A 12704-nucleotide genomic window follows, 5' to 3' on the forward strand; every position below is an offset into this window, starting at 1 on the left:
CCGTTGAGAGAGCTTGGCCTAATCCCGGTTCGCCGGCGTCTGGATGAAGCCGCGGTTGTGGGTCGGGCTGATCAGGATCTCGTTCATGCAGACCCGTGCCGGCATGCTGGCGACGAAGGCGATGGTGCGGCCGCAATCCTCGGGCTGCAGCATCTTGGCCTGCTCGGCTTCGCTCGGCACCACCGGCCGCTGCTTCAGGATCGGGGTCGCGACCTCGCCTGGCGACAGGCAGCAGGCGCGCAGGCCGTTGACGCATTCGTCCATGTTGAAGGAATGGGTCAGCGCCAGCACCGCGTGCTTGGTCGTGGTGTAGGCCGGGCCCGGCATCTTCGAGACGTGGCGGCCGGCCCAGGAGGCGACGTTGATGATGCAGCCGTCCTTCTGCTTGCGCATCGTCGGCAGCACGGCGCGCATGCAGTAGAGCACGCCGTTGAGGTTGATCTCGACGAGCTTGTCCCAGCCTTCCAGTTCCATGTCGGCCCAGCTGCGCTTCGGCACGTTGATGCCGGCGCTGTTGACCAGGAGGTCGATGCGGCCGTGCCTGCCGACGATCGCCTCGGCGGCCTTGTTGACGTCGGTCTTGTTGCTGACATCGAGCGGGATCGCCTCGGCCTTGCCGCCCTTTTTGGTGATGTTGGCCACCACGCGGTCGAGCTCTTCCTTGCGGCGGCCGGAGACCACCACGGTCCAGCCGTCCGCAGCCAGGAACTCGGCCCCGGATTCGCCGATTCCGGTGCCGCCGCCGGTGACCCAAGCCACGCGTTTCCCATTATTTGTCATGCAAACTGTCTCCGTTGCTTTCCGAAGGGCGTTTTTGCTAATCCAGCCGAAATCTTCCGGCCCTTCGCCCCTCGGGGAATGTTTGCATGAACACGACCACCAACGCCAATCTGTTTTCCCGCCTGTTCGACGGCCTCGACGACCCCAACCGGCCCGCGATCGAGCAGCTCGACGGCAGCCGCATCTCCTATGGCGATTTGATCGCCCGCGCTGGCCAGATGGCGAATGTGCTGGTTGAGCGCGGCGTCAAGCCCGGTGACCGCGTCGCGGCGCAGACCGAGAAGTCGGTTTCGGCCCTGGTGCTGTATCTCGCCACCGTGCGCGCCGGCGGCGTCTACCTGCCGCTCAACACCGCCTATACGCTGAACGAGCTCGAATACTTCATCACCGACGCCGAGCCGGCGCTGGTGGTCTGCGATCCTTCCAAGCAGGACGGCATCAAGGCGATCGCCGCCAAGGTGGGCGCCAAGGTCGAGACGCTCGATGCCAGCGGCAAGGGCTCGCTGACCGTGGCCGCCGACAAGGCGGCGAAGGAATTCGCCACGGTGCCGCGCGGCAACAACGATCTCGCCGCGATCCTCTACACGTCGGGCACCACCGGCCGCTCCAAGGGCGCGATGCTCTCGCACGACAATCTGGCGTCGAACTCGTATTCGCTGGTCGACTACTGGCGCTTCACCGACAAGGATGTGCTGATCCACGCGCTGCCGATCTATCACACCCACGGCCTGTTCGTGGCGAGCAACGTGACGCTGTTCGCGCGCGCCTCGATGATCTTCCTGCCGAAGTTCGATCCGGACGTGATCATCAAGCTGATGGCCCGCGCCACCGTGATGATGGGCGTGCCGACCTTCTATACCCGCCTGCTGCAGAACCCCGGCCTGAACAAGGACGCGACCAGGCACATGCGGCTGTTCATCTCGGGCTCGGCGCCGCTGCTCGCCGATACCCACCGCGAATGGTCCGATCGCACCGGCCACGCCGTGCTCGAGCGCTACGGCATGACCGAGACCAACATGAACACGAGCAACCCCTATGACGGCAACCGCGTGCCCGGCGCGGTCGGCTTCGCGCTGCCCGGCGTCTCGGTGCGGGTCACCGATCCCGAGACCGGCAAGGAGCTTCCGCGAGAAACCATCGGCATGATCGAGGTCAAGGGCCCGAACGTGTTCCAGGGCTACTGGCGGATGCCGGAGAAGACCAAGGCCGAATTCCGCGCCGACGGCTTCTTCATCACCGGCGACCTCGGCAAGATCGACGACAAGGGCTATGTCCACATCCTCGGCCGCGGCAAGGATCTGGTGATCTCCGGCGGCTTCAATGTTTACCCGAAGGAGATCGAGAGCGAGATCGATGCCATGCCCGGCGTGATCGAGTCAGCCGTGATCGGCGTGCCGCATGCCGATTTCGGCGAAGGCGTCACCGCCGTGCTGGTCTGCAGCACGGGCGCCGATGTCAGCGAGGCATCGGTGCTGAAGGCGCTCGACGGACGACTGGCAAAGTTCAAGATGCCGAAGCGCGTCTTCGTCGTCGACGAACTGCCGCGCAACGCAATGGGCAAGGTGCAGAAGAATATTTTGCGCGATACGTATAAGGATATCTACGCGAAGGGATGAAACCGCAAAAGCGTCGTGAGGGGATAGATGAAGCGGGAGCAGGCTATCCGGATTAACGATCAACTCGTCATCGCGCACGAGGCGATGAGGAAAGCTCGAATCGCAATTGCGGAGCTCGGAAAGAAGGAGCGGCTTGAATTAGACCGCCCGCTTTATGACCTCCTACTCGAGCTGGAATGGCAAGTGATGCTGCCACTCTACGAGCAGTTTCGCGACCTGATGAAGCTGGAGTTGCGCGAAGAACTACCTGCTCCGAGCTCCGAACTCACGTGGAGCGACGTGCGTCTTCCCCGCGACGCTACGGAAGCTGCGCTCGACGACATCATCATGTCGGCCCTGACATCGCAATGGCAAAAGGTCGCCAAGCTCATAGCTGTCGCGATGGAAGGTTGCGAGAAACTGAAATTGGCGATAGCTCCTGAAATGATCGGAGCACGCCTGCGATTCCTGTCTCACGCCGATCGGATCGAGGGCATCGGAGACCTCCGAAGGTGGGGTCACAGCGAAGTACGGCTGAAGGACGAGCCGATCAGTGCCCGCCCAGCAGGCTGATCACGAACCGTCCGCCAACGATGAAGAGATAGGCCCCGAACGCCACCTCCAGCGCCGGCTTCGATAGCGCGTGCGCGACCTTGACGCCGAGCGGCGCGGTGACGAGCGTGGTCGGCATCACCAGCAGCGCGCCGATCAGCGAGACGTAGCCGAGCGCGAACGGCAGTTGCAGCGCGGCGACCTCGGGAAAGCGCGCGGCGGCGGGCCAGCCGGCATAGACGTAGCCCAGCGCACCGGGAATCGAGATCAGCACCGCAAGCGCGGAAGACGTCGCGACCGCCTGATGGATCGGCCGGCCGTAGAAGGTCATCAGCAGATTGGCGAACAGGCCACCGCCGATGCCCATCAGCGTCGAGAGCAGGCCGACGAAGAAGCCGTAGACGCGCATCAAGAAACCCTTCGGCACGTCGTCGCCGAACTTCCAGGTCTCGCGCGCCAGCAGCAGGCGCGCGGCCGCCGACCACGCCACCATCACGAACACGATCTTGAACAGCCGCTCCGGCGCAAAGCGCGCGGTGACGCTGCCCGCGGCGACGCCGATCACGATCGGCAGCCACCAGCGCTTCAGGATCTCCATGTCGACCGCGCCGCGACGATAATGGGCGCGGAACGAGCTCAGCGATGTCGGGATGATGATCGCGAGCGAGGTGCCGATACACAGCGGCATCCGCACCTCGAGCGGCACGCCGGCGAGGCGAAAGCATTCGTAGAACACCGGCACCAGGATCGCGCCGCCGCCGATGCCGAACAGGCCGGCGAGAAAGCCGGACAGCGCGCCGACCGCGATCAGCAGCAGCGCAAGCTGGAGTAGCTCCTTGGGATCGAGGCCGGCCATCATGTCCTTCGCAGTATCGATGTAGGGCCACACCAGGTTCTCCGGCGCCGTCCCATGACTGTTCGCGGTGAGCAGTAGCCCCTTTTGGGATTCGGGAGTATCTATGCTCTTGAGCAGGCTCTCTTGCGAAATGCGGAAGGATCAGACTTGGACCAGCTTGCGGCGATGGCGGCCTTTGTCCGCGCGGTCGAGAGCGGCAGCCTGTCGGCGGCCGCGCGCTCGCTGCCGAGCTCGCTCACCTCGGTGAGCCGGCAGATCAGCGCGCTCGAGGAACATTTCGGCACCCGCCTGCTGTTGCGCACCACCCGCCAGCTCGCGCTGACCGACGACGGGCGCATTCTCTACGAGCGCGCGAAATCGATCCTCGGCGAGGTCAGGGAGATCGAGGCGGCGCTGGCGCGCGACCCGCATCAGCCATCAGGGCGGATCCGCGTCAGCTCGCCGAGTCTGATCGGTCGGCTCGTGATCGCGCCGCTGCTGGTCGAGTTTCTGCGCCGCTATCCGGCACTGTCCGTCGACCTTCTTCTGGTCGACCGCGCCGTCGACATGGTCGAGGAGGACATCCATCTGGCAATACGCATCGGCCGCTTGCGCGACTCGCAGCTGATCGCGCGGAAGCTCACCGATCTGCAGATGATCGTGTGCGCGTCGCCGGACTATCTGGCTCGGCGCGGCGCGCCGCGGACACCGGACGATCTTGCCGGGCATGACTGCCTGGTGTTTTCCGATTCGCCCGGCAGCGCGGAGTGGCGCTTTGCCGACGGCAGCAAGACGGGTCGCAAAATCCGCATATCCGGTCGGCTCTGGATGAATAGCCTCGACGCGCTGGTCAACGCGGCGCGGGACGGGGCCGGCATCGTCCGCGTGCCGTCCTGGCAGGTGCAGTCCGAGCTCGCCGACGGTCGCCTGGCACGCCTGCTGATCGACCACGAGCCGGCGCCGACGCCGCTGCATCTGATGCTTCAGCCGTCACGCCTCGCATCGCCTAAGATCAGGGCATTTGTCGATTATCTGGTGGAACAGTGGGGTAAAATCGATGCCTTGCGGAACCCGTTTTCGGACAGCTGAGCGCGCCGATCGATCCACGAAGATTTTGATTCACTACTTGGTTCGCCAGACCTTGCATCTGGTATACCACACTGCGGATCAACCAGAATTCGGCAACTCTAACAATGAACTTCGGTTCGACCGAAGGCTATTTGGCCGTTGCGCGGGGTGGTCCGACTCCGTAAATAGAACTCCTCTACCGCGTTCCCCGATGGGCCGGCCGCGGTCCCTCACAACATAAAGCCCGCCGATGACCGCCAGGATCGAACGACCGCTTTCACCCCATTTGCAGACCTACCGGTGGACGCTGACGATGGCGCTGTCCATCGTCCACCGCGCCACAGGTTTGGCTCTCTATTTCGGCACGCTGCTGCTGGCCTGGTGGCTGATCGCCGCCGCTTCCGGCCCCTCAGCTTACGCCAACGTCCAGGCCTTCACCGGCAGCGCGATCGGCAAGCTGATCGTGTTCGGCTACACGTGGGCGCTGATGCACCATCTATGCAGCGGCATCCGGCATTTCGTCTGGGACCTCGGCTACGGCTTCAAGGCCAATGAGCGCGAAGCCCTGACCTGGGGCGCGCTGGTCGCCGGCATCGCGCTGACCGTTTTGGTCTGGATCATTGCCTACGCCGTGGGAGGTGGACGATGAGCGGCCCCTCCTCGATGCGCACGCCGCTGGAGCGCGTCCGCGGCCTCGGCTCCGCGCACACCGGCACGGGCGATTTCTGGCGCCAGCGCCTCACCGCCGTTGCGATGACGCTGCTGATCGTTCCCGTGATCGTTGTGGTGATCACGCTGATCGGCCGCAACCATGCCGGCGCGGCGCAGATCCTCGGCTCGATCCCGATCGCCATCATCCTGCTGCTCTTCATCATCGCCAGCACCTGGCACATGAAGATCGGCATGCAGGTCGTGATCGAGGACTACATCCATAACGAGAAGCTGAAGATCGCCAGTGTGATGGCGAACAACTTCTTCTGCGTCGCGGTCGCATTGGCCTCGATCTACGCAATCCTCAAATTGTCGTCGGGAGTTTGATCCATGGCCGGTGAAGGAAACGGCAAGGCCACCAACGGTGGCCCGGCCACGAACGGCAAGGCCTACCCGATCCAGGACCATACCTACGACGTCGTCGTGGTCGGCGCCGGCGGCGCCGGCCTGCGCGCAGTGGTCGGCTGTTCGGAAGCCGGGCTGCGCACCGCCTGCATCACCAAGGTGTTCCCGACCCGCTCGCATACGGTGGCGGCGCAGGGCGGCATCTCGGCCTCACTCGGCAACATGCATCAGGATGACTGGCGCTGGCACATGTACGACACCGTGAAGGGGTCGGACTGGCTCGGCGACCAGGACGCGATCGAATACATGGTGCGCAACGCGCCCGACGCGGTCTATGAGCTCGAGCATTGGGGCGTTCCGTTCTCCCGCACCGAGGACGGCAAGATCTATCAGCGCCCCTTCGGCGGCATGACCATCGACTTCGGCAAGAGCCAGGCGCAGCGCACCTGCGCCGCCGCCGACCGCACCGGCCACGCCATGCTGCACACGATGTACGGCCAGTCGCTGCGCCACTCGGCCGAGTTCTTCATCGAGTTCTTCGCCATCGACCTGATCATGGACGATCAGGGCGTCTGCCGCGGCGTGATCGCGCTCAAGCTCGATGACGGCACGCTGCATCGCTTCCGCGCCCAGACCACGATCCTGGCGACCGGCGGCTATGGCCGCGCCTATGCCTCCTGCACTTCGGCGCACACCTGCACCGGCGACGGCGGCGGCATGGTGCTGCGCGCCGGACTGCCGCTGCAGGACATGGAGTTCGTCCAGTTCCACCCGACCGGCATCTACGGCTCGGGCTGCCTTGTCACCGAAGGCGCCCGTGGCGAAGGCGGCTATCTCGTCAACTCCGAGGGCGAGCGCTTCATGGAGCGCTATGCGCCGTCGGCTAAGGACCTCGCCTCGCGCGACGTCGTCTCGCGCGCGATGACGATCGAGATCCGCGAAGGCCGCGGCGTCGGCAAGAAGAAGGACCACATCTTCCTGCACCTCGATCACCTCGATCCGAAGGTGCTGCATGAGCGGCTGCCGGGCATCTCCGAATCGGCGAAGATCTTCGCCAATGTCGATGTCACCCGCGAGCCGATCCCGATCGTGCCGACCGTGCACTACAATATGGGCGGTATCGCAACGAACTATCACGCCGAGGTGCTGACCAAGCGCAACGGCGACGACAATTCGGTGGTGCCGGGCCTGATGGCGATCGGCGAAGCGGCCTGCGTCTCGGTGCATGGCGCCAACCGCCTCGGCTCCAACTCGCTGATCGACCTCGTGGTGTTCGGCCGCGCCGCCGCGCTGCGGCTTGCCGACAAACTGACGGCCAACGCCAAGCAGCCGGAGCTGCCGAAGGATTCCGCCGACCTCGCGCTCGGCCGGCTCGATCATTTCCGCCATGCTTCCGGCGGCACGCCGACCGCGAAGCTGCGCGACAGCATGCAGCATGTGATGCAGAACAATTGCGCGGTGTTCCGCACCGGCGACGTGCTGCAGGAAGGCCAGAACCTGATCCACAAGGTCTATGGCGGCGTCGGCGACATCTCGGTGTCGGACCGCTCGCTGGTGTGGAATTCCGATCTGATCGAGACGCTGGAATTCGACAATCTGATCGTGCAGGCGGTCGTGACGATGGATTCGGCGGCGAACCGCACCGAAAGCCGCGGCGCGCATGCGCGCGAGGACTTCCCGGACCGCAACGACAAGGACTGGATGAAGCACACGCTGACCTGGATCGATCCGGCCGGCAAGACTGCGATCGAGTACCGTCCGGTGCACAGCTACACGATGACCAATGACGTGCAGTACATCCCGCCGAAGGCGCGGGTCTACTGAGAACGAAGGCGAGCAAGCATGGTTGAATTCGCACTTCCAAAGAATTCGAAGATTTCAGGCGGCAAGACCTGGCCGAAGCCGGCCGGCGCCACCGAGACGCGCGAATTTCGGGTGTATCGCTGGAACCCGGACGACGGCAAGAATCCGAGCGTCGACACCTATCATGTCGACACCAATGATTGCGGTCCGATGGTGCTGGACGGCCTGATCTGGATCAAGAACCACATCGACCCGACGTTGACCTTCCGCCGCTCCTGCCGCGAAGGCGTCTGCGGCTCCTGCGCGATGAACATCGACGGCCAGAACACGCTGGCCTGCACCAAGTCGATGCACGACGTCGGCGCCGGCGGCGCGGTCAAGGTCAATCCGCTGCCGCACCAGCCGGTGGTGAAGGACCTGGTCCCGGACCTGACCAATTTCTATGCCCAGTATGCCTCGATCGAGCCGTGGCTGAAGACCACGACGCCGACGCCGCAGAAGGAGTGGAGGCAGAGCCACGAGGACCGCGAGAAGCTCGACGGTCTCTACGAGTGCATCCTGTGCGCCTGCTGCTCGACCTCGTGCCCGAGCTACTGGTGGAACAGCGAGCGCTTCCTCGGCCCCGCCGCGCTGCTGCAAGCAAACCGTTGGGTCACCGACTCCCGCGATGAGGCGACCGGCGAGCGACTCGACAATCTCGAGGATCCGTTCCGCCTCTATCGCTGCCACACCATCATGAACTGCGCCAAGGCGTGTCCGAAGGGCCTCAATCCCTCCGAAGCGATCGCCGAACTCAAGTTCAAGCTGGTCGAACGCCAGATCTGATCCGTTGCAACCGCGGCTGGCGCTGGTATCAGCGGCCAGCCGCAGCAGGCCGGATCAGGATATCGGCGCCGACCGCATCGACGCCGGATCGATCGAGGTCGAGTACGACATCGACGATGCTGTGATCGTCCGGATCCATCGTCACGGTGAAGCCGAGATCGCGGCACATCCCGATCATCGTGGTGTTCTCAGTCAGCACCTGGCCGGACAGGCGCTTCAAGCCCTCCGACCGCGCATAGTGGATCAGGAGCTGCATCAGCGCCCAGCCGAGCCCTTTGCCCTTGAGATCGGACTGCAGCAGGATCGCGTATTCGGCATTCTCGTACAGCGAATCCGAGTGCAGCCGGACCGCACCCATCATCTCGCCGGTGTTCGGATCGAGCGCCACAAACGCCATCGCGCGCGCATAGTCGAGCTGGGTCAGGCGCGCGATGAAGGCGTGCGAGAATTCCTTCATCGCATGGAAGAAGCGCAGCCTGAGGTCTTCGGCAGTGACGCGCGTGAAGAAATCGCTGACCATCGGCTCATCCTCCGGCCGCATCGGACGCACCGTGACACGCGAGCCGTCGCGCAGCGCGAGCTCGCCCTCCCATTGCGACGGATAGGGCCGCACGGCGAGCCGGGTGTGGCCGGCAAATAGCCGGGTGGGTTTGCGGATCGCGACCCGCGCATCGAGCGCGAGCACGCCGCTCTCGTCCGCCAGCATCGGATTTATGTCAAGCTCGGCGACCTCGGGAATGTCGGCCGCCATCTGCGCCAGCTTGACGAGGGTGAGCGGCACCACATCGGCCGGGACCGCCGGCACATCGCCATAGCCGCCGAGCAGCCGCGAGACGCGGGTGCGCCCGATCAGCTCGTGGGCAAGATTCATGTCGAGCGGCGGGAGCGCCAGCGCCTTGTCGTTGATCACCTCGACCGCGGGGCCGCCACGCCCGAACACGATCACCGGACCGAAGGTCGGATCTTCGGCGATGCCGAGGATCAGTTCGCGCGCTGCGCGCCGCACGATCATCGGCTGGATCGTCACGCCTTGCAGGATGGCATCGGGCCGGGCACTTCGTGCCCGCGCCATGACCGTCCGTGCAGCTTCAACGACGCTGTCTTTGGTGCGCAGGTCGAGGATCACGCCGCCGACGTCGGAGGCGTGCCGGATGTCGCGCGAGAACACCCTGACCACGATCGCATGTCCTTCGGCGAGGAACGGTGCCGCCTTCTCGGCAGCGTCCTCGGGACTGTCGGCGACGAGCGTCGTCACGATCGGAATATGATAGGCCGCGAACAGCGCGACGATCTCGGCCGGATCGAGCCAGGCACGCCCCTCCGACAGCGCGTTCACGACGACGTGCCGCGCCGCCGCCGTCTCCGGCGTGAACACCGATGCGACGCCCGGCGGGGTTGCGGCGAGCGCAGTGGAGGCCTCGCGATAGCGCACCAGATACATGAAGGCGCGCACCGCATCGTCCTCGGTCGGGAAGTGCGGAATCCGCGCCGCCTCGAAGATCGCGCCGGTGCGTTCGTCGGCGCCGACCCAGGCCGCAAGCACCAGTGCGGCGACCGCACTCCGCTTCGTCCTGCGGTCGCGGACGCATTGCGCCACCGCCTCGGCAATCCCCTCGGCCGGAGCCACCGCGGTTTCCACATTCGCGACCAGCACCGCGTCGCTGTTCGCATCATCGAGCAGTGCGTTGAGCGCCACCACGTAGCGGTCGGCATCGGCATCGCCCGCGATGTCGACCGGATTGGCGCAGGACCAGCCCGGCGGCAGAACCTTGTCGAGCTGCGCGATGGTCTCCGCCGTCAAAGTCGCCGGAACGCCGCCGAGCTCGGCCAGCCGGTCGGTCGCGAGGATGCCGAGCCCGCCGCCATTGGTCAGGATCGCCAACCGGTTGCCGCGCGGAACGAAGCCGCGGCCGAGCAGCTCGGCGCAATCGAACAGCTGGCGCAGGTCGTAGACGCGCAGCATGCCGGCGCGGCGGAATGCGGCGTCGTAGACCGCATCGGAGCCGGCCAGCGCGCCGGTGTGGGTCGCGGCGGCCTTGGCGCCCTGCGCCATCCGTCCCGACTTGACGATGACGACCGGCTTCAACCGCGCCGCGGCGCGCGCCGCCGACATGAACTTGCGCGCGTCCTTGATCGCTTCGAGGTAGATCAGGATCGCGCTGGTGTGGTCGTCGAGCGCGAAATAATCCAGGAGGTCGGCGACGTCGACATCGAGCTGGTCGCCGATCGACGCTATGCCGGAGAAGCCGAGCCGCCGTTCCGCCGCCCATTCGATCATCGCCGACGCGACCGCGCCGGACTGCGAGATCAGGGCAATGTGCCCGTCGGACGGCTGATGCGAGGCGAAGCTCGCATTCAGCTTGGCGCGCGGCACCATGACGCCGAGGCAATTCGGCCCGATCAGGCGCATGCCATGCCGTCGCGCCGTCTGCCCCGCGGTCTCCGCGAGCGAGCCCGCGCCATGGCCAAGACCGGCCGACAGGATCGCTGCGCCGGCAACGCCGGCCGAAGCCGCCTCCGCGACGATCTCCGGAACCGCCGCCGGTGCGCTAATGACGACGAGATCCGGAACGAACGACAGCGACTTCAGGTCGGGAACGGTCGGCGCACCATCGACGTCGGCATAGTTCCGATTGACGACGCCGACGCGGCCGGTGAAGCCACTCGCTTTGATGTTCCTGAGCACCGCCGCGCCGAGCGACGACGGACGCGGGCTGCCGCCGACGATTGCGATGCTTCGAGGCGAAAATAGCCGCTCCAGGCCGTACGTCGACATTGCAGGGTCTCGCAGGGAACACGCGGAGGCGCCCGCTTCATGCGCCCTCGACCAACTCTACTGCTTCGCCCGGCTGCATGCACCTGTCGCAGTTTCGAATAGAGATGATGAAACTGCGTTGCCGATCAATGCAGGCCGAGCGCCTGCGCGAGATTGAAGGTCAGGAAGCTCGCGACATAGGCCAGCGCGAGCATGTAGATGAACGTCACCACCATCCACTTCGCGCCGCCGGTCTCGCGGCGGATCACCGCGAGCGTCGAGGCGCATTGCGGGGCGAAGATGTACCAGACCAGCAGCGACAGCGCGGTCGCCAGCGTCCATTTCTGCGCCAGCACCTGGCCGATCTGGTCCGCCGCCTCCTTGCCGCCCTCGATCGAATAGACGGTGCCAAGGGCCGCGACCGCGACCTCGCGCGCCGCCATGCCCGGGATCAGCGCTACCGCGATCTGCCAGTTGAAGCCGATCGGCCGCAGCAGCGGCTCGAGCGCATGGCCGATCATCGCAGCAAAGCTGTAATTGATCGCCGGTCCCTCGGCGCCGGCCGGCGCCTGCGGGAACGAGGCCAGGAACCAGATCAGCACCATCATCGAGAGGATCGTGGTCCCGGCCCGGTACAGGAACATCTTGGCGCGGGTGAACACGCCGATCGCGATGCTCTTCAGCCGCGGCATCTTGTAGTCGGGCAATTCCAGCATGAACGGCGCCGGCGCATGATCGCGCCACAGGAAGAATTTCGCGATCGCCGAGACCGTCAGCGCGCTGGTGATGCCGGCGGCATAGAGGCCGAACATCACGAGCCCCTGCAGGTTGACGAAACCCCACAGCGTGGTCGCCGGAACGAAGGCGGAGATGATCAGCGTGTAGACCGGAATGCGCGCCGAGCAAGTCATCAGCGGCGCGATCAGGATCGTGGTCAGGCGGTCGCGGCGGTTGTCGATGACGCGCGTCGCCATGATGCCGGGAATTGCGCAGGCAAAGCTCGACAGCAGCGGAATGAAGGCGCGGCCATGCAGCCCAGCGCCGCCCATGATGCGGTCCATCAGGAACGCGGCGCGCGCCATGTAACCGAAATCTTCCAGCAGCAGGATGAACAGGAAGATGATGATGATCTGCGGCAGGAACACGATCACGCTGCCGACGCCGGAGATCACGCCGTTCTGCAGGAAGCTCTGCAACAGGCTCCAGCTTTCGGGCAGCAAATTGTGGATCAGCTGCCCGAGCGCGGCGAAGCTGTCCGACAGAAATTCCATCGCGGGCTGCGCCCAGGTGAACACCGCCTGGAACATCACGAACAAGATCACCGCCAGGATCACGAGACCCCAGACCGGATGCAGCACCACCGAATCGATCCGGTTGGTCAGCGTGTCGGGCTTGGTCGGCAGCGTCACCGCCGCGGCGATGATGCGGTCCGCCT

Annotated in this window: 11 protein-coding genes; 7 read left to right on the forward strand and 4 right to left on the reverse strand. The window is 65.2% G+C overall.

Features of this window, described 5'->3' with window-relative positions; genetic code table 11:
* Nucleotides 1-18: 18 nt before the first annotated feature.
* The gene (locus tag AKL29_RS28860; RefSeq protein WP_050386487.1) at nucleotides 19-780 is read right to left on the reverse strand and encodes an SDR family oxidoreductase; all 762 of its coding nucleotides are present in this window, start codon (nucleotides 778-780) and stop codon (nucleotides 19-21) included.
* 86 nt (nucleotides 781-866) lie between these two features.
* Between AKL29_RS28860 and AKL29_RS28865 the strand changes: the two genes are divergently transcribed.
* Together AKL29_RS28865 and AKL29_RS41245 are read left to right on the forward strand one after the other, a co-directional pair.
* Nucleotides 867-2396: a malonate--CoA ligase gene (locus AKL29_RS28865; RefSeq protein WP_050386488.1), complete on the forward strand. Its 1530-nt coding sequence runs from the start codon at nucleotides 867-869 to the stop codon at nucleotides 2394-2396.
* A 27-nt stretch (nucleotides 2397-2423) separates the two neighbouring features.
* Nucleotides 2424-2948 carry a DUF3658 domain-containing protein gene (locus tag AKL29_RS41245; RefSeq protein WP_050386489.1) on the forward strand — a complete coding sequence of 175 codons (525 nt, stop codon included), beginning with the start codon at nucleotides 2424-2426 and terminating at the stop codon, nucleotides 2946-2948.
* Here the strand turns inward: AKL29_RS41245 and AKL29_RS28875 are convergent.
* A complete protein-coding gene (locus AKL29_RS28875) occupies nucleotides 2926-3786 on the reverse strand; it encodes a sulfite exporter TauE/SafE family protein (RefSeq protein WP_050386490.1) in 861 nt (286 codons plus the stop codon). The two genes, AKL29_RS41245 and AKL29_RS28875, sit on opposite strands and share 23 nt — an antisense overlap.
* A gap of 162 nt (nucleotides 3787-3948) precedes the next feature.
* Between AKL29_RS28875 and AKL29_RS28880 the strand changes: the two genes are divergently transcribed.
* The 5 genes from AKL29_RS28880 (at nucleotide 3949) to AKL29_RS28900 (ending at nucleotide 8514) form a co-directional block, all read left to right on the forward strand.
* Nucleotides 3949-4851 (forward strand): LysR family transcriptional regulator, encoded by a 903-nt coding sequence (locus tag AKL29_RS28880; RefSeq protein WP_244482477.1) that lies wholly within the window; start codon nucleotides 3949-3951, stop codon nucleotides 4849-4851.
* A gap of 229 nt (nucleotides 4852-5080) precedes the next feature.
* Entirely contained in the window at nucleotides 5081-5479 is a 399-nt protein-coding gene (gene sdhC, locus AKL29_RS28885; protein ID WP_028337891.1) for a succinate dehydrogenase, cytochrome b556 subunit, read from the forward strand.
* A 14-nt stretch (nucleotides 5480-5493) separates the two neighbouring features.
* Nucleotides 5494-5868: a succinate dehydrogenase, hydrophobic membrane anchor protein gene (gene sdhD, locus AKL29_RS28890; RefSeq protein WP_085964893.1), complete on the forward strand. Its 375-nt coding sequence runs from the start codon at nucleotides 5494-5496 to the stop codon at nucleotides 5866-5868.
* A 3-nt stretch (nucleotides 5869-5871) separates the two neighbouring features.
* The gene (sdhA, locus tag AKL29_RS28895; RefSeq protein WP_028337892.1) at nucleotides 5872-7710 is read left to right on the forward strand and encodes a succinate dehydrogenase flavoprotein subunit; all 1839 of its coding nucleotides are present in this window, start codon (nucleotides 5872-5874) and stop codon (nucleotides 7708-7710) included.
* A gap of 18 nt (nucleotides 7711-7728) precedes the next feature.
* Complete coding sequence (locus tag AKL29_RS28900) at nucleotides 7729-8514, forward strand: succinate dehydrogenase iron-sulfur subunit (RefSeq protein WP_028337893.1); 786 nt, start codon at nucleotides 7729-7731, stop codon at nucleotides 8512-8514.
* A 28-nt stretch (nucleotides 8515-8542) separates the two neighbouring features.
* Here the strand turns inward: AKL29_RS28900 and AKL29_RS28905 are convergent, their stop codons facing one another.
* Both AKL29_RS28905 and feoB read right to left on the reverse strand, forming a co-directional pair.
* On the reverse strand, nucleotides 8543-11290 hold the full coding sequence (locus tag AKL29_RS28905) for a bifunctional acetate--CoA ligase family protein/GNAT family N-acetyltransferase (RefSeq protein ID WP_050386492.1): 2748 nt from the start codon (nucleotides 11288-11290) through the stop codon (nucleotides 8543-8545).
* 125 nt (nucleotides 11291-11415) lie between these two features.
* Nucleotides 11416-12704, reverse strand: a 1289-nt coding sequence (feoB, locus tag AKL29_RS28910) for a ferrous iron transporter B (protein WP_244482473.1), incomplete at its 5' end; no start/stop codon positions are given.

Source organism: Bradyrhizobium pachyrhizi (assembly GCF_001189245.1).
GTDB lineage: Bacteria > Pseudomonadota > Alphaproteobacteria > Rhizobiales > Xanthobacteraceae > Bradyrhizobium > Bradyrhizobium pachyrhizi.